At 71.9% G+C, this 19,756-nt stretch carries 17 protein-coding genes and 2 riboswitches; of the genes, 5 read left to right on the top strand and 12 right to left on the bottom strand.

Annotation, left to right across the window (positions count from 1 at the left end):
- The 8 genes from BKI49_RS31685 to BKI49_RS31650 form a co-directional block, all read right to left on the bottom strand.
- Window positions 1-3,876 (bottom strand): choice-of-anchor D domain-containing protein, encoded by a 3,876-nt coding sequence (locus BKI49_RS31685; RefSeq protein ID WP_143658538.1) that lies wholly within the window; start codon window positions 3,874-3,876, stop codon window positions 1-3.
- A gap of 162 nt (window positions 3,877-4,038) precedes the next feature.
- A complete protein-coding gene (locus BKI49_RS31675; protein WP_095937730.1) occupies window positions 4,039-4,791 on the bottom strand; it encodes an alpha/beta hydrolase family protein in 753 nt (250 codons plus the stop codon).
- Between the two features lie 147 nt (window positions 4,792-4,938).
- Complete coding sequence (locus BKI49_RS31670; protein ID WP_095937729.1) at window positions 4,939-6,315, bottom strand: NtaA/DmoA family FMN-dependent monooxygenase; 1,377 nt, start codon at window positions 6,313-6,315, stop codon at window positions 4,939-4,941.
- A gap of 20 nt (window positions 6,316-6,335) precedes the next feature.
- The gene (locus tag BKI49_RS31665; protein ID WP_257005038.1) at window positions 6,336-7,532 is read right to left on the bottom strand and encodes an LLM class flavin-dependent oxidoreductase; all 1,197 of its coding nucleotides are present in this window, start codon (window positions 7,530-7,532) and stop codon (window positions 6,336-6,338) included.
- 163 nt (window positions 7,533-7,695) lie between these two features.
- The gene (locus tag BKI49_RS36395; protein WP_373557614.1) at window positions 7,696-7,812 is read right to left on the bottom strand and encodes a putative leader peptide; all 117 of its coding nucleotides are present in this window, start codon (window positions 7,810-7,812) and stop codon (window positions 7,696-7,698) included.
- Window positions 7,813-7,926: 114 nt separating this feature from the next.
- A complete protein-coding gene (locus BKI49_RS31660) occupies window positions 7,927-8,946 on the bottom strand; it encodes an ABC transporter substrate-binding protein (protein WP_095937727.1) in 1,020 nt (339 codons plus the stop codon).
- Window positions 8,947-9,069: 123 nt separating this feature from the next.
- Window positions 9,070-9,858, bottom strand: a complete 789-nt coding sequence (locus BKI49_RS31655) for an amino acid ABC transporter ATP-binding protein (protein ID WP_095937726.1) — start codon at window positions 9,856-9,858, stop codon at window positions 9,070-9,072.
- Window positions 9,855-10,835, bottom strand: a complete 981-nt coding sequence (locus BKI49_RS31650) for an amino acid ABC transporter permease (protein WP_095937725.1) — start codon at window positions 10,833-10,835, stop codon at window positions 9,855-9,857. Before BKI49_RS31650 ends, BKI49_RS31655 begins: the two co-directional genes overlap by 4 nt.
- Window positions 10,836-11,166: 331 nt before the next feature.
- Window positions 11,167-11,275: riboswitch (SAM riboswitch) on the bottom strand.
- Window positions 11,276-11,403: 128 nt separating this feature from the next.
- Window positions 11,404-11,549: riboswitch (SAM riboswitch) on the top strand.
- Window positions 11,550-11,585: 36 nt separating this feature from the next.
- Here BKI49_RS31650 and BKI49_RS36390 point away from each other — a divergent pair.
- From BKI49_RS36390 to BKI49_RS31630, 5 genes are all read left to right on the top strand, one after another.
- Window positions 11,586-11,651: a putative leader peptide gene (locus BKI49_RS36390; RefSeq protein WP_323178258.1), complete on the top strand. Its 66-nt coding sequence runs from the start codon at window positions 11,586-11,588 to the stop codon at window positions 11,649-11,651.
- Between the two features lie 276 nt (window positions 11,652-11,927).
- On the top strand, window positions 11,928-12,638 hold the full coding sequence (locus BKI49_RS31645; RefSeq protein ID WP_257005035.1) for a glutathione S-transferase family protein: 711 nt from the start codon (window positions 11,928-11,930) through the stop codon (window positions 12,636-12,638).
- A gap of 132 nt (window positions 12,639-12,770) precedes the next feature.
- The gene (locus tag BKI49_RS31640) at window positions 12,771-13,910 is read left to right on the top strand and encodes an ABC transporter ATP-binding protein (RefSeq protein ID WP_095937723.1); all 1,140 of its coding nucleotides are present in this window, start codon (window positions 12,771-12,773) and stop codon (window positions 13,908-13,910) included.
- Window positions 13,907-14,614, top strand: a complete 708-nt coding sequence (locus BKI49_RS31635; protein ID WP_095937722.1) for an ABC transporter permease — start codon at window positions 13,907-13,909, stop codon at window positions 14,612-14,614. Before BKI49_RS31640 ends, BKI49_RS31635 begins: the two co-directional genes overlap by 4 nt.
- Entirely contained in the window at window positions 14,611-15,285 is a 675-nt protein-coding gene (locus BKI49_RS31630; RefSeq protein WP_095937721.1) for an ABC transporter permease, read from the top strand. Before BKI49_RS31635 ends, BKI49_RS31630 begins: the two co-directional genes overlap by 4 nt.
- Before the next feature lie 118 nt (window positions 15,286-15,403).
- Here BKI49_RS31630 and BKI49_RS31625 read toward each other — a convergent pair whose 3' ends face one another.
- From BKI49_RS31625 to BKI49_RS31610, 4 genes are read right to left on the bottom strand one after another with little or no spacing between them, the layout of a single operon-like run.
- Window positions 15,404-16,015, bottom strand: coding sequence for a GTP-binding protein (locus tag BKI49_RS31625; protein WP_095937720.1), 612 nt, complete (start codon window positions 16,013-16,015; stop codon window positions 15,404-15,406).
- Window positions 15,966-16,394, bottom strand: coding sequence for a DUF742 domain-containing protein (locus BKI49_RS31620; RefSeq protein ID WP_095937753.1), 429 nt, complete (start codon window positions 16,392-16,394; stop codon window positions 15,966-15,968). The genes BKI49_RS31625 and BKI49_RS31620 overlap by 50 nt, the downstream gene beginning before the upstream one ends.
- A gap of 59 nt (window positions 16,395-16,453) precedes the next feature.
- Window positions 16,454-16,927, bottom strand: a complete 474-nt coding sequence (locus tag BKI49_RS31615; RefSeq protein WP_095937719.1) for a roadblock/LC7 domain-containing protein — start codon at window positions 16,925-16,927, stop codon at window positions 16,454-16,456.
- A 2-nt stretch (window positions 16,928-16,929) separates the two neighbouring features.
- Window positions 16,930-19,755, bottom strand: coding sequence for a HAMP domain-containing histidine kinase (locus tag BKI49_RS31610; protein WP_257005034.1), 2,826 nt, complete (start codon window positions 19,753-19,755; stop codon window positions 16,930-16,932).
- Window position 19,756: the final 1 nt, after the last annotated feature.

The raw sequence follows: 19,756 nt of genomic DNA, 5'->3' as shown, positions 1-19,756 counted from the left end.
TCAGTAGGTGATCTTGACTCCGTTGACCGTGTGGTTGTCCGTGCGGCCGCCGTTGGCGCCGCCGAACCCGGTCAGCACGTTCTGCGGCAGCTTCACCGCGGTGTCGATGACCTGTGTGCCGTCCACGCTCACCAGCAGGTGCCCGGCGGTCGTGACGCTCACGTCGACGACGTGCCGGCCGGACCGCAGATCGGGCACGGCGGTCGAGGTGGCGGCGTATGTGAAGGGCGCGCCCGTCCCGCCGGTGGCCACGCCCACGAAGTTGGCCGACGGGTCGCCGGTGTTGCGGAAGGTGTCCAGGGTGACCGCGATGCCCGGCAGTCCCGCGTAGCCCAGGCCGCCCCCGCCCCCGCCCAGCGCGGTGGGCTTCGCCTTGGACGCGTCGAGCAGCATGAAGGCCAGGCCGTCCGCGCCGGTGCCGCCGCCGATGGTCGCGGTGAAGCTCGCCTTCAGCCGCGCCGACGGTACGGCGGTGCCCTGGATCCCGGACCCCGTGGTGTTCTGCGCGGTCTTCGTGAGCACGAGGTCGGTGCCGGACAAGGCGGCGGAGCCGTTCAGGGTCCAGCCGTTGGGCCCGGGCGGCGGTACCGCGTAGGAGGTGGCGGTGATCACCGCGTCCCGGACGGTGTGGATGTCGGTCTTCCCGCCGTTGGCGCCGGTGAAGGCCAGCAGGGCTGTCGGGGGCAGCGAGGCGACCGTCGTCGTGAGCAGCCGGACGCCGTCCACGGAGACGGTGAGGGTCTTCCCGGCGACGGAGACGGAGACGGCGTGCGGACCCGAGCGCAGGTCGGGCACGTTCGTGGCGGTCGCCGCGTAGGTGAAGGTGCCGCCGCTGGTGGCGGCGGTGATGCCGACGAAGTTCGCGGACGGGTCGCCCGGGTTGCGGAAGGTGTCGAAGGTGATGGCCACGCCCGGCTTGCCCGCCCAGCCGAGGCCGCCGCCGTCGGTGCCCAGGGCGGTGGGGGTGGCCTTGGCGGGATCGAGCAGGCCGAAGGTGAGGCCGTCGGCGCCGCTGCCGCCGCCGATGACGGTGGTGAACGCCGCCTTGAGTCCGTCGGTGGCCACCGGGACGGGGAAGACCCCCGAGCCCGCCTGGTGCGCGCCGGTCTGGGTGAGTTGCAGGTCGTTGCCCGACAGGCGGGCGGAGCCGTTGAGCCGCCAGCCGCCCGCGCCGGGTGCCGGCACGGTGACCCGGCCGGGCGCGGTGCCCGTGCCCTTGACCGTCTCGTTCTGCGGTCCGCGCCCGTCGTCGGAGGTGATCTGGTAGGTGCCGGAGGCCGCCCCGACCGCGGTCGGGGAGAAGGTGACGGACTGGTGGATCACGTCCTCCGGGCCGATCACCTGGCCTTCGCTGAGCGGATTCGTCACCTGGAACGGTGCCGCGGGCGGCGCCGCCTTGGTGATGGTGAGGGGGATGTTGCCGGTGTTGCTGATGTCGAAGGTCTTGGTGACCGACTTGCCGACCGCGACACTGCCGAAGTCGGTGGATGTCGGAGTGACCGTCAGATGTGCCTGTCCGGTCTCGGCGCTGCCGGTGAGAAGGACGTTCGCGGTGCCGTTCGGGCCGGTGACGGTGAGGCTTCCCGTGTCGTCGCCGGTGGCCGTCGGGGCGTACGTCACCTGGACCGTGACGGACTGCTGGGGTTGTACGACGGTGCCGTCGGCGGGCAGGCCCTCGGCGCCGAACGGGCTGTCGGGCGGGCCGGTGCCGGTGATCGTCTCGGGCTCCGTGCCGGTGTTGGTGAAGCTGACGCCGAGGGTCTTGGCCGTTCCGGTGGCCACGGTGCCGAAGGCGAGCTCGGAGGGGAAGGCGGTGAGACCGGGCCGGGTGCCGTAGCCGGTCAGGCCGAGGCCGACCGACCCGGCGTCGGTGGCGAACGTCAGCACGGAGCTGTCCGCTCCCGGCGTCGTCGGTGAGAAGGACACCGGCACGGAGTACGTGTCCCCCGCGTGCAGGGTCACCGGCAGCCCGGTCGGTGCGGCGGAGAACTGGCTGCCGGCCGGTGTGTTCACCGCGGTGACGGTCACGTCCTGGGTGGCGGTCACCTTCGCCGTGGCGTGCCCGGTGTCGCCCACGGCGACCTTGCCGAGGTCGACGGGGCCGCCGCTGAGCGCGGCGGTGGACGGCCGCCCGAAGGCGATGACATGGCCGTCGCGGGTGCCGACGTAGACGCGTCCGCCGTCGGTGGCGGGCACGGAGAACTTGGACGCGGTGCCGATGGGGGCGGAGAAGCGCAGGTTCAGCGTTCCCTTGACCGGCACGGCGTCGTACGCGCGGAGCTGGGCGTTGGCTCCGTTGGAGCCGTCCGTGTAGACCGCCCAGACGAGGGCCGATCCCGGTGTGGTGCCGGTGGAGGTGACCACGGGCGAGCCCGAGGTGTACCCGAAGGTGCCGGAGCTGGTGCCGGTGTTGGTCAGTGAGGGCAGGCCCGCGCCGTTGACGCCGTAGGTGAACGCCCGCAGCGGTCCCCTGCTGCCGATCGTGTACACGAGGCCGCCCTCTCCGCCGTAGGCGGCCGGATGTCCCCAGACGCCCTCGTACGGGCCGAAGGTGCCGAGCACCGCGTCGGTGCCTCCGGGGCCCTGGCTGCGCCCGCCGAGGTGGTCGCGGTCGAGGAGGAAGAGCCGGCCGTCCTTGCCGATCTCCACCAGGAGACGGGGATGACCGCTGGTGCCGAAGGCCGGGCCGGGCAGCGCGACCGGGGCGCCCGAGCCGAGGTCGGTGTCGTTCGTGTCGAGGGTCGGGGCGTTGGCGGGGCTGAAGAAGTCCTGCGCCGACATGGTGCCGTCGCTGTTGACGCCGAGACGGACCACGGATTCGGCGAGCTGGCCCGGGGGGTTCGAACCGGGGCCGGGCGCCGGGGAGATGCCGTTCCCGGTGGACAGGAACATCCGTCCGGGTCCGTCGGAGACCAGGCCGCCACCGCTCATCCAGATGCCGGCCATGCCGTTGGCGGACGAGTCCTCGCTGGCCCACAGCGTGGTGGCGCGGCTGGTGGTGTTGACGCCCAGCACATAGCCGACGTAGGGGCCGATGTCGCAGTGCGAGGCGAAGGCGGCGTAGACGGAGCCGCCCATCAGGAGCAGGCCGGGGCGCTGAGCGGCGGTGAAGGCGTTGAAGGGGCGGCCGGGGTCGTTGACCGGGGCGCCCTGCACCTTCACCGGCCAGCCGCTGCGTTCGGTGCCGGTCGACGCGTCCAGCGCGTGGACGTACCAGTTGGGGTGGCTGGTGTCGGGGCCGTCGTTGATCTTCGCGGTGAGGTAGACGGTGCGGGTGGCCGGGTCGTACACGGGCGTCGAGGTGACCCCGAAGTTGGGCACCAGGTCACCGCAGCCGATCGCCGAGGCGGGCCAGGGGTCGCCCAGCGTCTTCGTCCAGTTGATCTTCCCGGTGGTCGAGTCGAGGCCGTACACCTTGGCGTTCTCGGTGGCCGCGACGACCGTGTTCCCGGCCACCAGCGGCTGGGCGTAGACCTGGCCGTCCACGGCGGTGGAGAACCGCCGGCCGAAGTCGGAGGCGGCCACCTCCGAGGGAGCCAGGCCGGGCTCGTCCGGGTCCCAGCCGGTGCGCAGGTTGTCGACCGAGACCGTCGTCGCGTCGGCGGCGCGGGCGCCCACGGTTGCGGCACCGGCGCGCGTGGTGGCGACACGGGAGGGTGCGCCGGCGGCGGGTGTGGTGGCGACACGGGAGGGTGCGCCGGCGGCGGGTGTGGTGGCGGCACGGGAGGGTGCGCCGGCGGGGTGCGCCGGCGGGGTGTCGCCCCGGGCGGGCGCCGCGGCATGTGCCGGCGAGGGCGCGCCCAGCCCCAGCAGGAGACCGCTCGTCAGCAGGGCGAGCAGCCGGCGTCCGGCCCGTGGTCCGCGCCTGACGCGCATGTCTCCACCTCGGTGCGTGAGTGTCGAGGGCGGAGACCGGCCCGTCCCGCCGGCGATCATCGTCTGCGGGACGGGCCGATGTTCGTACGATTTCGGGGCGCTGCCCGGTGGTGTTCACCCCGACAGGCCAAGGCAGGGCACGAATGGGGCTGGGCTACGGGGTCAGCCGTGGCTCTTGATGAAGGCCTTCACCTCGTCCCACACGGACGGCTGCTGCTGCAGGATGTCGCTGCCGTGGGCGGCACCCGCGACCATCTCCAGCTTTTCGCCGTGCGACTTCTTCGCCAGCTTGTGCAGCGTGCGGGCGTCGTCGGCGAACCGTCCGTCGCCCGAGGCCGCGAGCAGATACACGGGCATCGTCAGCTTCGGCACGGCCTCGGTGGCGTCCATGTCGCTGTACAGACCCGGGCCCGACAGCGACACCACCGCCGCGACCGCCGGTCTGATCCTGGATGCGGCGACGAGTGAGGCGGTGCCTCCCTTCGAGGCGCCCATCAGGACGACCTTCTGTGCTCCGTCCTTGCGCAGCCGGGCGGCGGCGCCCTCGATCTCCGGGACCTCGGAGGAGTTGCTGTTCACGGCGAGCACGCGGTAGCCCGCGGCGGCGAGTTCGTCGGCGGACGGGATCCAGGAGCACACGTCGTTGTTCGACTGGTGGGACAGGACGATGCCGGTGGTGCCGGTACCCGTCTCGTAGCCGTCGACCTCGTTGCCCTCGGTGTCCTGGAACGTCGTGGACTTCTTGAGCTGCTTGCCCGCGAGACAGCCGAAGTCGTTCGCCGCCGGCTCCGTGGGGCTCGCCGTCGTCCCTCCGGCGTCGGCGTCCTCTCCCCCGTCCCCGCCGCCTCCGCAGGCGCTGAGCGCCAGTATCCCCGCGCACGCGAGTGCCCGGGCAGCCCGGACCGATCCGTTCATGCGTCGCTCCCCCGTCTTCTCGGTGAGGACTTGCCTGGCCCGCATCATGGCAGCTGGTCCAGACAAATGGACCGGAGTGCGCGGAAGTCGATCCGCGCACTCCGGTCCCTCGGGCGGGGTGCCCCGTCAGGAAAGGGGCCGCTGGTGTCAGGACGCGGCGCGCTGACCCGGCGCCTCCGCGTCGGGGTGGTCGAGACCGAGGTGGTCGCGCAGGGTGGTGCCCTCGTACTCGGTGCGGAAGACCCCGCGTTCCTGGAGCAGCGGGACGACGGTGTCGGCGAAGGCGTCGAGGCCGCCCGGCGTGATGTGCGGGACGAGGATGAAGCCGTCGGCGGCGTCGGCCTGGACGAAGGAGTCGATGGTCTCGGCGACGGTCGCCGGGGTGCCCACGAAGGACTGGCGGCTGCCGGTCTCGATGACCAGGTCGCGGATCGACCAGTTGTTGGCGGCCGCCTTCTCGCGCCATTCGCGGGCGGTGGCCAGCGGGTCGCGGTACATCCGTACCTGGGCGCGGCCCCGGGCGACGGTGTGCTCGCCGAGGTCGGGGTCGATGTCGGGCAGCGGGCCGTCCGGGTCGTAGGCGGACAGGTCCCGGTTCCAGACGAACTCCAGGTGCTTGATCGCGGTGGCACCGCTGACCTGGAGGCGCCGTACTTCCCGGGCCTTCTCCCGCGCCTCCTCGTCGGTGTCGCCGAGGACGAAGGTGGCGGCGGGCAGGATCAGCAGCTGGTCGTGGCGGCGGCCGTAGCGGGCGAGCCGGTTCTTGACGTCCGTGTAGAACGCCTGGCCCTCCCGGAGCGTGCTGTAGCGGCTGAAGATGGCGTCGGCGTCGGCCGCGGCGAACTCGCGGCCCTCGTCGGAGTCCCCGGCCTGGAAGATCACCGGGCGGCCCTGGGGGCTGCGCGGGACGTTGAACTGCCCCTCGATGTCGAAGTGCTGTCCCCGGTGCACGAACGCTCCGGCCCGCGCGTCGCGCAGGAAGGTGCCGCTCGCCCGGTCGGCGACGATCTCGTCACCGCGCCAGGAGTCGAAGAGCTCGTGCGCGGTGCTCAGGAACTCCCTCGCCCTGGAGTACCGCTCCTCCTGCGGCAGGAAGCCGCCGCGGCGGAAGTTCTCGCCGGTGAACGCGTCCCAGGAGGTGACGACGTTCCAGGCGGCCCGCCCCTCGGAGAGGTGGTCGAGGCTGGCGAACTGGCGGGCCACCTCGTAGGGCTCGTTGAAGGTCGAGTTGATGGTGCCGGTGAGGCCGAGGCGTTCGGTGACGGCGGCGAGCGCGCTGAGCACGGTGAAGGTGTCGGGCCGGCCCACGACGTCCAGGTCGTAGATCTCGCCGCCCTGTTCACGCAGCCGCAGCCCTTCGGCCAGGAACAGGAAGTCGAACTTGGCGCGTTCGGCGGTGCGCGCGAAGTGGGCGAAGGAGCTGAACTCGATGTGGCTGCCGGCGTCCGGGTCGCTCCATACGGTGGTGTTGTTGACGCCGGGGAAGTGGGCGGCCAGATGGATCTGCTTCAGGGGCTTGCTCATGGTCGTACGGTCCCTCCGGCTCAGGCGGTGACGGCGTAGCGGTTGGCGGGGCGGGCGAGGCCCAGCAGTCCGCGCAGGGTGGCGGCCTCGTACTCCTTACGGAATGCGCCGCGGCGCTGGAGTTCGGGGACCAGGCCCCGGGTGATCGCCGGGAGGTCGTGCCCGGCGACGGCGGGCCGCAGCCGGAACCCCGACAGGCCCGCCTCCCCCAGCTCCTGGAGAAGGTCCGCCAGTTGAGCGGGGGTGCCGGTGAAGATGCGGGCGTCGCTCGTGTACGGCTGTCCCGCGAGCGAGTCGAGACGCTCACGGCGGGCCACCGCGGTGGACTCGTCGTCGTCCAGGAACACCACCAGGTCGCCGAAGAGATGCAGGGGCTGCGCGGCGCGACCGGCCGCGTCCTGTTCGGCCCGGACCGCGGCGACGACGGCGCGTGCCTGTCCGGCGTCGTGCGGGGTGACGTAGCCGAGATCGGCGGAGCGGCCCAGCAGCCGGAACGGCGCACCCGTCGCGGTCTCGTGGGCCAGCGCGCTGACCAGGGGCTGGCCCTGCGGTGGGCGGGGCGTGATGGACGGGCCCTTGACGCTGAAGTGCCTGCCCTCGAAGTCGATGTAGTGGAGTCTGGCGCGGTCGATGAAGCGGCCGGTCGCGGCGTCGCGGATCTCCGCGTCGTCCTCCCAGCTGTCCCACAGCCGGCGCACCACCTCGACGTGATCGGCGGCCTCGTCGAAGAGTTCGGTGCTCAGTTCCCTGACGGCCGGGCTCTCCAGGTCTTCGAAGCGGAACGCGGGGAAAGCACGGCGGCCGAAGTGTGCGGCCTCGTTCCTGCGCGCGGACACCTGCACCCGCAAGCCGGCCCGGCCGGTGCTCACATAGTCGAGGGTCGCGATCGCCTTGGAGATGTGGAACGGCTCCGTGTGTGTGGCCACCACGGTCGGCACCAGTCCTATGTGACTGGTCAGGGGTGCGACGCGCGCCGCGATGAGTACGGCGTCGAGACGGCCGCGGACCTGGTCCGTGCGCGCGTCGGGTTCGGTGAAGCGCGAGGACTGAAGCCCGAGGGCGTCCTCGATGGTCACGAAGTCGAGCAGGCCGCGCTCGGCCTCGGTGACCAGGTCGGTCCAGTACGAGGCGGTGAGCAGGTCCCGCGGGCGGGCCACCGGTTCGCGCCAGGCGGCGGGGTGCCAGCCCGCGCCGTCGAGCGCGACGGCGAGGTGCAGCACGTGCGTGCCTGCGGAGGAGTCGGCGACGGGTGCGGAGAGGGCAGGGGAGACGGAGGGAGCGGGCAACGAAGACGCTGAGGACACGGAGGGGTGCCTTCCTGATCGACCGTACGAGATCACCGGGCCCGCGGCGGCGCGGGCCCGGCGGCTGGGTGACAGGTCAGGGACGACAGAGCGCGGCGGCCACGCGCTGGAGGTCGATGTGCGGCCGCGAGTGGAGGCGCACGCGGCAGCGCGGGGCGATCACCGGCGTACGGGGACGGGACGTCCCTGGCATCTCCGTCGCCTCCGTCCCTCCGGTCCGGCGGGCCCGGGGCCGCGCCGGCATCGTGTCGTCGTGGTGCTCAACACCAGGATCGCGCCGTCTGTTCCGGAACACGTGCGCCCCTGCTCAGGAGTTGTCGAGGGGCAGTCCGGGCGGGTTGACCTCGGAGGTGGTGACGGCTTCGTTCGAGAGGTTCCAGGCGGACAGCCACTTCGCGTACTGACCGTTCTCGATCAGGTGGTTGACGGCGTCGGCGATCGGCTCGGCCAGACCACTGTCCTTCTTCGTCGTCGCGGCGATCAGGCCCTGGAGCGATGCCCCGGCGCCGGAGAAGGTGCCGGCGCTGCGCGTCGGGGTGGGCGACTTGGCGGTCTGGGTCACGTGGTAGGCGACCCCGGGGTTGGCCGCGAAGTAGGCGTCGATCTTCCCGCCGTTGAGCGCCAGATAGGTGCTGTTCTTGCTCGCGAAGTGCTTGACAGTGAGCTGCTTGCCCTCCTGCTTGAGCTTGGTCTGCCACTCCAGGAGGATCTTCTCCTGGTTGGTGCCGTTGTCGACGGCGACGGTCTTTCCGGCCAGGTTGCGGTAGTCGCCGCCGAAGTTCCACTTGCTCGACTTGAGCACCTCGAAGCCGACGTCGTCCTTGCGGTAGGAGGCGAAGTCGTACTTCTTCTTGCGCTCCTCGGTGTCGGTGATGTTGGCGAACGCGACGTCGACCTTGCCGCTGTCGATGCCGACGAACATGTTCTCCCAGGTGGAGTTCTTCAGTTCCGGCTCCAGCCCGAGCACCGCGGCGACCAGACGGCCGAAGTCGGGTTCCGCGCCGGTGAGGGTCTTCTGGTCCGAGCCGATGTAGGCGAGCGGGGGGAAGCCGTCGGGCAGGGCTCCGACGCCGATGGTCAGCCTGCCGCTGCGGCGGACCGACGCGGGCAGCTCCTTGCTGATCGACTTCACCTCGGTGACGTTCAACTCGGCTGTCTTCGCGGCGCCGTTGGACAGCCGGCCCACGGTCACCGTGCCCGCGGCGTCGGTCGTGGTCGCCGCGTCGCTGTCGCCTCCGCAGGCGCTCAGGGAGGCGGCCAGGGAGACGACCGCGGTGGCCGCGGTGACCCCGCGTATCAGGCTGCGTCGGGAGATGTGCGTAGGCATGGCTGTCCTTGTCGATGAGTGAGGGTGGGCGTGACATGACGGTCTGAGGGGGGCCTGACGCCGGGTGGTGCGAGGGCACGGTGGGGCACGCCGGAAGGTGGCAGGCAGTGGTGCGGGGGCGGGTCAGAGCACCTTGCTGAGGAAGTCCCGGGTCCGCTCGTGGCGCGGGGCGTCCAGCACCTGGCCGGGCGGCCCCTGTTCGACGATGCGGCCGCCGTCGACGAAGACGACCCGGTCGGCGACCTCTCGGGCGAAGCCGATCTCGTGGGTGACGATCACGAGGGTGGTGCCGCTGGTCGCCAGGTCCTTGATGACGGCCAGGACCTCGCCGACGAGTTCGGGGTCGAGTGCCGAGGTCGGTTCGTCGAACAGGATGATCCCCGGGCGCAGCGCGAGGGCGCGGGCGATCGCCACGCGCTGCTGCTGGCCGCCGGACAGCTGGCGCGGGTAGGCGCCGGCCTTGTCGCCGAGGCCCACCCGGCCGAGGAGTTCGCGTGCGAGTTCCTGGGCCGCAGGCCGGGTCAGCTTCCCCGTGGCGACGGGTGCGGCGGCCACGTTGTCCAGAACGGTGAGATGGGGGAACAGGTTGAAGTTCTGGAAGACGAAGCCGATCCGGCTGCGCTGGGCCAGGATCGCCCGCTCGCCGAGTTCCTTCAGCCGTCGGCCGTGCCGGCGTACGCCGATCAGTTCCCCGTTGACGCTGACGTGGCCGATCTCGGGCTTCTCCAGGTGGTTGATCACCCGCAGCAGCGTCGACTTGCCGGAGCCGGACGGGCCGAGGATCACGGTGACCTCGCCCGGACGGACCGTCAGGTCGATGCCGTCGAGGACTCGTTGGGTGCCGTACCACTTGTGCACGTCGTGCACCTCCAGGGCGGCGGGGCTCGCTTCGAGGGTCGATGCGGTGGTCATGCTGCGGCCTCCTCGCGCAGCCGGGCCCGCAGGTCGCCGAGGCCGGCGCGCGCCTTCTGCAGGGGGGTCGGCGGCAGGGTGCGCGTGGCGCCCCGGGCGAAGTACCGCTCGACGTAGAACTGGACGACGGACACGGCGCTCGTGAGGATCAGGTACCAGACCGTGGCGACCAGCAGCAGCGGCACGATGTCGCCGGGGTAGGTACTGCCCATCGTCTGCACCGAGCCGAACAGGTCGAGCAGCGAGACGTAGAAGACGAGGGACGTGCCCTTGATCAGGCCGATCAGCTGGTTGACGTAGTTCGGGGTGATGGACCGCAGGGCCTGTGGGAGCACGATGCGGGTGAACTGGTAGCTCTTCGGCAGGCCGAGCGCGGCGGACGCCTCGTGCTGGCCCTGGTCGACGGAGAGGATCCCGCCGCGGACGACCTCGGAGGCGTACGCGGCCTCGTTGAGGCTGAGGCCGACGACGGCGACCGCCATGTCGGTGGCGAGCCGCGATTCGTCGAAGCTGACGAAGGCCGGGCCGAACGGGACGCCGAGGCTCAACGTCTTGTACAGGGCACTGAAGTTGTAGAGGAAGATCAGCACGACGATCAGGGGCACGGAGCGGAACAGCCACGTGTACAGCCAGCTCACCGCGCGCAGCACCGGGCTGCCGGAAAGCCTGGCCAGGGCGAGCAGGACCCCGCCGAGCAGCCCCAGCACGGCGCTGAGCGCGGCCACTTCGAGGGTGATGACGAGGCCGTCGAGGATCGTGGGGCGCAGGAACCAGTAGCGGAAACGGTCCCACTGGTAGAAGGGGTTGGTGGCCAGGCCGTGGACGATCTGGGCGAGAAGGACCAGGACGACGGCCGTGCCGATCCAGCGGCCCGGCCTGCGCAGCGGCAGGACCCGCTGGGCCGTGAGCGGTTTCGCCGGGTGGTGGGCGGGCGGTGCCTCGGCGAGAGACACGGCGGCGCCGGGGGGTTCACTCATGAGTGCTCCAGCAAAGGGGGACACCCCGGGTGCGTGCGGGCGCGGCGTCGGCGCGGCGCCGTGGGACGGCTGCGGACGACGGACAGCGGGAGGACGCCGGTACCGGGGGCTGGGCGGACAGAGGGCACACCGCTCAGCGGTGCGCGTCAGGGATTCAGAACGCCGTCAGCCTCGACAGCGGGCACAGCCCGGGGCGCTACACAGTGCGCTGTTGACACGGAGCAGGTCGACGCAGCGGTCGGCGCACAGCAGGACGCAGCCGCGGGGCCGCCGTGCGGCCTTCCTCGAAGCTGTGTGCATCGCCGTCTCCATCGCTGTTCCCGCCCGTGGGCGCTCGCGCTTACCGAAGGTCTTCCGGTCCGGTCCTCACCTGGGGCACCCCACCGCGACAGGAGGGTTGCCGGACAGCGAGCCAGGGCTTGTCGCTGACACTCATGACCGATCTGCGGCGTAAGTTAGGCACTTCAGGAAACCGATGTCAACGCCGGGCGGCCAGGATGACCACCTGGTGAGACCGGGTCCACGCCTTCTTGACGGCTTCGGGGAGCCCGCCGACACTGGCGGGGACGGTCACGATTGTCAGCGCCTCGTCACCCGGTTCCTCCGGGCGACGCGGTGATCGGCCCCGGCCCGCTGACAGGCAACCCTTCCACCGCGACGGGGTGCCCCGGGTGACGACCGGGTCCCGCCGGCGCGGTGGGGCAAGCGTGGTCGCGCAGGAGCGCGGACCCTGGAGCGGGACCGGTGGGAATGCCCAGGAACGACCTGACGAGACGCCTGCACATCGATCTGCTGCGGGTCTCCAGCGCCTACTAGACCGGCCGTCTCGAGCCGGTACGCAAGCGCAGTCACTCCGTTCCTCCACGGCCGCTGCCCATGGGCGGGGCCGGGATCTCGTCGTTCCCAGGGAGAGTCATGCCCAAGACATCGTCGCGCGCTTCGGATTCAGGGACCTCCAGCACATGCGGCGGCGGCACGGCCGACGCACGCACCTCCAACCCCGGCGCCCCGGCGTCGTGTTGCCCGCTCCCCGGCGATCCGGGCCCGGCCGTGTCCCTGCCCGGCCTCCGTCCCCGGGGCGGGGCACCGTCCGTGCCGGCCCGTGCGCCGCACATCCGCAGCCGCATCGGAGTGGGGGCCGCCGGGGGTTTCTACCCGGCGCCCCACCGCTACGAGTTGTACCTGTCGCAGGACTGTCCGCGGTCGCTGCGGCTGTCCGTGACCCTGCGTCTGCTCGGCCTGCAGGACTCGGTGGCGACCACGGTCCTGGCGGATCCCGCCGCAACACCTGAGGCGTTCACCGCGCTGCGCCGTGCCTATGAGGCCACCTGGCACCACTACGAGGGACCGCTGACCGCCCCCACGCTGTGCGACCGCTGGAGCGGACGGGTCGTCAGCAATCACACCCCGGACATCCTGCGCGATCTCGCGGGCCTCCCGGGCGGGGGCGACTCCGCCTACGTCACCACGCTGCGCCCGGCCGCTCTCGCCGCGGACATCGACGCCCTGTCCCGGCTCCTCGACCGTGACGTCACGCCGGCCGCGTCGGCGGACGTCCTGTGCACGGCGCTGGAGCCGCTGGACCGCCGACTGGCCGCGCATCCTTATGTACTGGGCCGTCGGCTGACCGCCGCGGACGTGGACGTGTGGGCCGCGCTCACCCAGGCCGGCGCGGCCGGTGTCCTGGCCGACACCCTCGCCCGGCACCCCCGACTCGACGCGTATGCGCGCCGTCTCGGCGAGCACCCCGCCTTCCGGGGTGCCCGGTGTCAGCTCACCCCGCGATCCCGGCGCGACGGGTGACGGAACCCGTCCCGCCCAGCGAATCCTTCACCTGCGGCAATCGCGATCGAACATCAACTGACTAGACTACGCACCCTCGTACACACGATCGCGCCACGTACGAGCAAAGCCGTTCCCGAAGGGTTCCGACTCTTGATAGCCATCGAAGATGTCAGCAAGCGGTACGCCGACGGCACGGTGGCCGTCGACCGTCTCTCCCTCCAGATACCGGACCACTCCATCACCGTTCTCGTCGGACCCTCGGGCTGCGGCAAGACCACCACGTTGCGCATGATCAACCGTATGGTCGAACCCAGCAGCGGAACGATCCGGATCAACGGCGAGGACATCCGCAGCCGGCCCGTCAACGCGCTGCGCCGGTCCATGGGTTACGTCATCCAGAACGCCGGGCTCTTCCAGCACCGCACGATCCTCGACAACATCGCCACGGTGCCGCGGCTCCTCGGCTGGTCCAAGGAGCGCGCCCGCGCCCGGGCGGCCGAACTCATGGAGCGGGTCGGCCTCGACCCGGGCATGGCCCGCCGCTATCCCTATCAGCTCTCCGGCGGCCAGCAGCAGCGCGTCGGCGTCGCCCGCGCGCTGGCCTCCGACCCTCCGATCCTGCTCATGGACGAGCCGTTCTCCGCGGTCGACCCGGTCGTCCGGCGCGGCCTCCAGGAGGAGTTGCTCCGCATCCAGGAGGAACTCGGCAAGGCCATCGTGTTCGTCACCCACGACATGGACGAGGCGATCACCGTCGGGGACCGCGTCGCCGTGATGCGCACCGGGGGCAAGCTCGCCCAGTTCGCCTCGCCCGACGAGCTGCTCTCGTCGCCCGCCGACGCGTTCGTGGAGGAGTTCCTCGGCGCCGACCGGGGCATCCGCGGGCTGTCCTTCCTGTCCACCCGTGAGCTCACCCTCGACCGCACGGCGGTCTTCCCGGTGGGCGCCGACTGGCAGGAGATCGCGGGGCGCGCGGATGCGCCCGCGCAGGTGCTGGTGACCGACGCCGCCGGCAGGCCGCTGGGCTGGGCCGACCCCACGGCGTGGGGCGGCGAGGTCGAGGCGCTGGAGCCGCACGGGCAGACCTTCGAGGTGGGCCGCGACTCGCTGCGGGTCGCGCTCGACCGGGCGGTGCTGTCGCCCACGGGTCGGGCGGTCGCGGTGGACGGCGCGGGACAGGTGCTCGGGGTCGCCGGGCAGGAGACCATCGCCGCCGCGATCCGTGCGGCGCGCCGGCAGCGGGCCGCGGACTCCGAGCCGGGCCCGTCCCAGGTCAAGGCCGCGCGATGAACGGCTTCTTCGACATACCGAGCGACCTCCAGCACAGCTATCCCGGCCTGATCTCCTGGCACATGCAGGAGGCCCTGATCCCGGTGCTGGTCGGTCTGCTGCTGGCCCTGCCGATCGGCCTGCTGTGCGTCCGCTTCAACTGGGTCTACGCGCCGGTGCTGTGGGTCACCACCGTGCTCTACGCGATCCCGTCGCTGGCCTTCTTCGTGGTGCTCATCGACTACACCGGACTGAGCCGGCTCACCGTGATGATCCCGCTGTCCCTGTACAGCCTGGTGATCCTCGTCCCGTCGGTCGTCGACGGCGTCCGGTCGGTCCCCGAGGAGACGAACGCGGCCGCGGCGGCGATGGGCATCGGCCTCGTACGCCGGTACTTCCAGGTCCAACTGCCCATCGCCGTACCGGCGATCACGGCGGGACTGCGCGTGGCGACCGCCTCCAGCATCAGCCTGGTCAGCGTCGGCGCGCTGATCGGCAACCAGGGCGCGCTCGGCAATCTGCTCACCACCGCGATGCTCTACCACCGGCCGGTCCTGGCGGTGAACTCGGTGGTCACCACCGCGGTCCTCGCCGTCGTGGTTGATGCCCTGCTGGTACTGCTGCGGCGCGTGCTGACGCCCTGGCAGCCGCCGTCCGCGCGCAGGGCGGGCCGCGGCAGGGCCACGACCGCGGGCGCCGCCCGCACCCCGGAGAGCGTCTCGTGAACGTACTCGAATTCATCCGGTCGTTCTTCAGCGACGGCTCCCACTGGCACGGCTACGACGGCATCCCCCAGCGCGTCTGGGAGCACGTCCAGTACTCGGCCTCGGCCCTCGCCATCGCCACGGCCATCGGTCTGCCGGTCGGCCTGGTCACCGGGCACACCGGCCGCGGCGGCAACGCGCTGGCCTTCGTGTCGTCCGCGGCCCGCGCGCTGCCGACCTTCGGCCTGCTGGTGCTGATGTTCGTCTGGCTCGGCATCGGTATCACGCCGGTGATGATCCCGCTCGTGGTGCTGGCGATCCCGCCGGTGCTCATCACCACCTACGAGGCGGTCCGCAACGTGGATCCCTCCCCCGTCGACGCCGCCCGCGGCATGGGCATGCCGGAGGGGAAGATCCTGCTCCAGGTGGAGGTCCCGGCGGCGCTCCCGCTGATCCTCAGCGGTCTGCGCTCGGCGGCGATCCAGATCGTGTCGACGGCGACGATCGCGGCCTATGTGAGCCTCGGCGGGGTCGGCCGCTACATCGTGGACGGCCTGTACCAGCGCAACTACGAGAAGGTGGTCGGCGGCGCCACGCTCACGGCCGTCCTCGCCCTGCTCGTGCTGGTGCTGTTCTGGGCGGTGGCCCGGGTGGCGGTCTCCCCCGGCGTGCGCAGGCGTCGTACGGCCTGAAGCCACGCTCGGCCACGTCGAAGGCGTCGGCAGGGGCGGACGGAGCGCGCACCTGTGGGGGCGGGCTGCGGCCCCGCCCCCAGGTTCCGGAGGGGACGGGTCTCGGCCCGTCCCCTCCTCACTGTTCCGCGGTGGCCAGCGCGTGTTCGAGGACGACGAGCAGCGCGTCGCGCACGGACCCGCGTTCGCGCGCGTCGAACACGGTGAGGGGCACGTGGTCGGCGACGTCGAGGGCCCACCGCACGTCGTCGAGATCGTGCTCGACCTTGCCGTCGAAGGCGTTGACGGCCACCGCGAAGGGGATATCGCGGTGCTCGAAGTAGTCGACAGCCGCGTAGCAGTCGTCGAGCCGGCGGGTGTCCACGATGACGAGCCCGCCGAGCGCGCCCTCCACGAGGTCGTCCCACATGAACCCGAACCGCTCCTGGCCGGGCGTCCCGAAGAGGTAGAGCTTCAGGGTGGGGTCCAGGGTGACGCAGCCGAAGTCCATGGCGACGGTCGTCGTCATCTTCTCCGGGGTGTGGGTGAGGTCGTCGACCCCCGCGGCGACCGAGGTGATGGACGCCTCGGTGGTCAGCGGCTCGATCTCGGATATGGCGCCGACCGTGGTGGTCTTGCCGACACCGAAGCCGCCCGCGATCACCATCTTCACGGGCAGGGGCGGCTGGGGCCGCTCGCCGTCAGCCCTCACGGATCGCGCCCCTGGAGTCGGGGACAGCTCGGAGACCATCGATAACCCTTCGCAGTACGGTGACATCGCGGTTGGAGTGGGCCGGTGCGTACAAGGCCAGTTGGCCGTCGGCGCGCAGATCGTCGGCGAGGACCCGGATCACGTTCAGGTGCATCCGGAGCTTCGCCGCGATCTCCGCGAGCGACTGCGGCTCCCGGCAGATCGCGATGATGTCGCGGTGCTGCTCGAAGGCGAACGCGTCCAGTGCCGCCAGCCCCAGATCGGTCGCGACCACCTGGGTCTCGATCGGGATCGGCGGTACGAGACTGTCGCCTCCGGCGATCCGCCCCGCGGTCAGCAGGAACGGCCGGACGAACGACGCGGGCGGTTCCGCTTCCCACCCGGCGTCGTCGATGGCCGATGGCTCACCAGCCGTCATCGCGTCGTCCCCCTTCACCTCTCGGGGCCTCACCGGTCGACATGAGGCCCCGTCGGACGTCAGCCGGCCGGCGTGACGCCCACCGTGTTCTTCAGTTCCATGACCAGCTGCGGGCTCAGCACCGCGCCGGCCCGGTTGGCGAAGAGGGTCATCTCGTACGCGATGTTGCCGAGCTTCGCCTCCTTCGAGGCGACGACGCCGAGCACCGCCCCGGCGCCGAGCGCCGACACCAGGACGTGGCCTTCCTCCAGGTCGATGATCACCTTGTTCAGTGCGCCGAGGCCGTAGTTGCCCGACGCGCCCATGGCCAGGCTGGTGATGCCGGAGACGATCGCCGCGAGCCGCTCGGAGTCGGCCTGGCCGCGCTGTTGGGACACCGCGATGAGGAGTCCGTCGGAGGAGACGCCGATCACGTCGACGACACCTGCCGTCTCCGTGGCGAAACGATTGAGCAGCCAGTTGAAGTCGGCAGCGGCCGCCTTCACGTCGGTCGCCGGTTCCGCGGTCCGGGGCTGCGGCTCGCCTGTCCACATGGTCACTTGCTCGTGCCTTCCGGGAATGAGGGTCTGCTGTTGTCCGTGCTGGGGTCGTTCGGGGCGCCGGGCCGGTCCCCCGGCCCGGCGCCCGTGCCGAGGTCCTGGGCGGCGGTCTCGCGGTGGGCCCGCAGGACGGCGGCCTCGAACTCGTCGATCTCGGACCGTGCCGCCTCCGCGTCCGAGGGCTGCCAGGCGGGCGGCCGCGGGTTGGTGACGGGGGGCCGTTTGGGCAGCCGGCTGGACGCGGTGGTGGCCGACAGGGTCGCGCCGCGCACCCGGCGCCGCAGCGGGCCGGCCTGGCCCGGCCGCGACGGGGAGCCCGTCCCCGGCGCGGGGTCCGCACCGGTTCCGGGGCGCGCGGCGAATCCGCCGTCCGCGCCCGGTGCCGTACCCCGGCCGCCGGGTCGGGACGCCTCGGCGCCCCGGTGCGGCAGACCGGTTCCGGTCGCCCTGGCTCCGGCGTTCGGGACGGGGGCTCCGGGGACCCTGCCGCGGGCGTTCGGCGGAGGTGCTCCGGGGATACCGGCTCCCGTGACCGGGCCGGTGGTTCCGAGGCGCCCGGCTCCCGCGCCCGGCGCGGCCGTTCCCTGGCCACCGGTGCCCGGCCGGGGCCGGGACGTGCCGGTGGCGCTCCCGGGGTGGGCCAGTGCGCCCTCTCCTCCCATGCCGCCGGCCGGTTCCGCGTGGCGAGCGTGACCGGGTGCCTCGCCGGGCCGGGGCCGCGCCGGAATCCTGCGCGGCAGCCCCGAGGAGCCGGACGGCGTCTCCATCCGCGCGGGGCGCGGCTCGCCCGCTCCGGAACGGCGGGCGGGCGGCAGGATGTGCGCCGCGCCCTGTGCCGGGCCGGCGAGCAGCAGGTGGGACGCGGGGACGGCGACGGTGGCCGTGACACCGCCGCCCGGAGTGCGGGACAGGGCGACTTCGATGCCCCAGCGGCGCGACAGTCCGCCCACCACGAACAGGCCGAGCACCTCCGTGGGTGCCAGGTCGAGCCGTTCACGGCGGATGAGGCGCGCGTTCTCCTCCACCAGCCGCTCGGGGCTCATGCCGAGGCCGTGGTCGATGATCTCGACGAGGGCGCCGCCGGTCCCGTGCCGGGGACGGATGACCACCTCGACGCCGCTGGTCGCCGGGGAGAACATCACGGCGTTCTCCAGCAGTTCGGCGAGCATCAGCGTGAGGTCGCCGACGATGTCGGGTACGACGGTGACATCGCCCTCCGCGTGCGGGGTGACCCGCTGGTAGCCCTCGATCTGGCCGAGCGCGGCCCGGACGATGTTGCTGAGCCGCACCGGGTCGGTGTTCTGGCCCGTCTCGCTGATCCCGGCGAGCAGCATGAGGCTGTCCGCGTTGCGCTGGAGACGTACGGCGATGTGGTCGATGCGGTAGAGCCGGTCGAGTACCTCGGGGTCGGTCTCGCCGCGCTCCACCGAGTCGATCAGCGCGAGTTGACGTGCGGTCAGATTGCTGACGCGGCGGCCGACGTTGCCGAACATCTCGGCGATGTTGCGGCGGCTGACGACCTGGCGCTCCAGCAGGGCGGACGCGGTGATCTGAACCTGGTTGAAGGCCTCGGCGAGTTCGCCGATCTCGTCCCGCACGGGCACCGGTACGGCCTCCAGCCGCGGCGGTCCCGCGTCGTCGGCGTCGTCGTCCGCGACCCGGGCGAGCTCGGTCTCGGCGGCGGTGGCCACGTGCTGGGCCGCGCCGGTGAGGGTCCGCACGGTCCGCACCACCGAGCGGCGCACGAGCACGGAGAACAGGAGCCAGGCCCCGAAGGCGAACAGCGTGCCGGCGATCAGCCAGGCCACCTGCCACCAGGCCCTGTTCGAGGCGTCCTGGGTGTCGGCGGCGATCTCGTCGATGAGCCCCTGGACGACCTTCAGCCGGTTCTGCGCCTGGCGCTCGTACGTCGGGTCGGCGCGCAGGGCGTCGTCGAGTGCGGCGCGCAGCTGGGTCGCGTTCTCGGCGACCAGGGCGCTGGGGTCGACCTGGAGGGCGGCCCAGTGCTGCGTGATCACGCTCTGGTACGGGCTGTGCTCGATCTCGGCGAGGTCGTTGCTCTGTTCCTGGTCGGCGAACCGGGTGAACCGCTCGGCCTGGTAGGTGTACTGGTCGTAGTCGCCGACGGCGCCGGTGAACTCGATCAGTGCGTTGGGATCCCGGGTGCGGGCGGCGAAGACGCTGGTCTCGAAGGAGGCGTGGGCGGTGTCGGCGCGCAGCAGCGCGTCGAGCAGATTGCCCGCGGACGAGGACGACTCGCTGCCGGACTGGCCGAGGCCGAGGCCGTTGATGAGGCCTTCGATGACGGACCCGTACGCGGGGTCGATGTTGTCCGCGGGGATGGGGCCCTGCTCCACGGTCTTGCGGAGGCTGTCGAGGCCCTCCAGTTCCTTGAGCGCCTGCGCCTCGGCCTCGGGCAGCCGGTCCCCGTAGGCCGACCGGACGGCCGAGATCTGCGCGGTGACCTTCTGCTGCGACTGGAGATAGGCGGCTGTGTCGGGCGCGCTGTCGCCCGTGCGGGCGGCCTCGTGGCGCAGGGAGACGAGGAGAGCCTGGCGGTGCTCGGTCTGCACACCGTCGATGAGCTTGGTCACCTGCACGCTGTCGCGGGCGAGTTGGGCGCTGTCGGCGGCCGAACGGGCGCGGTCGATCTGCCCGTAGACGACGTAGGAGAGCATCGCGGAGACGACCGCGAGCGGGACGATCACCAGGACGTTGAGCTTCCGGCGGAAGGGCCAGCGGTCGAGGAGGGGCGGCGTCCTGTCTGTGCGGGGAGCCTTCGACGCCTGTGCCGGGGTGACGGCTCGTCTGTGCGCGGGCACC

The organism is Streptomyces sp. Tue6028 (genome assembly GCF_002300165.1).
Classification (GTDB): Bacteria; Actinomycetota; Actinomycetes; order Streptomycetales; family Streptomycetaceae; genus Streptomyces; species Streptomyces siamensis.
This window is presented reverse-complemented; position numbering and strand designations above follow the sequence as displayed.

Coding starts and splice junctions, on each gene's coding strand:
- BKI49_RS31685 (WP_143658538.1), bottom strand. CDS start 3,876: ATGCGCGTCAGGCGCGGACCACGGGCCGGACGCCGGCTGCTCGCCCTG.
- BKI49_RS31650 (WP_095937725.1), bottom strand. CDS start 10,835: ATGAGTGAACCCCCCGGCGCCGCCGTGTCTCTCGCCGAGGCACCGCCC.
- BKI49_RS31660 (WP_095937727.1), bottom strand. CDS start 8,946: ATGCCTACGCACATCTCCCGACGCAGCCTGATACGCGGGGTCACCGCG.
- BKI49_RS31670 (WP_095937729.1), bottom strand. CDS start 6,315: ATGAGCAAGCCCCTGAAGCAGATCCATCTGGCCGCCCACTTCCCCGGC.
- BKI49_RS36395 (WP_373557614.1), bottom strand. CDS start 7,812: ATGCCAGGGACGTCCCGTCCCCGTACGCCGGTGATCGCCCCGCGCTGC.
- BKI49_RS31655 (WP_095937726.1), bottom strand. CDS start 9,858: ATGACCACCGCATCGACCCTCGAAGCGAGCCCCGCCGCCCTGGAGGTG.
- BKI49_RS31615 (WP_095937719.1), bottom strand. CDS start 16,927: ATGTGGACAGGCGAGCCGCAGCCCCGGACCGCGGAACCGGCGACCGAC.
- BKI49_RS31625 (WP_095937720.1), bottom strand. CDS start 16,015: ATGGTCTCCGAGCTGTCCCCGACTCCAGGGGCGCGATCCGTGAGGGCT.
- BKI49_RS31620 (WP_095937753.1), bottom strand. CDS start 16,394: ATGACGGCTGGTGAGCCATCGGCCATCGACGACGCCGGGTGGGAAGCG.
- BKI49_RS31635 (WP_095937722.1), top strand. CDS start 13,907: ATGAACGGCTTCTTCGACATACCGAGCGACCTCCAGCACAGCTATCCC.
- BKI49_RS31675 (WP_095937730.1), bottom strand. CDS start 4,791: ATGAACGGATCGGTCCGGGCTGCCCGGGCACTCGCGTGCGCGGGGATA.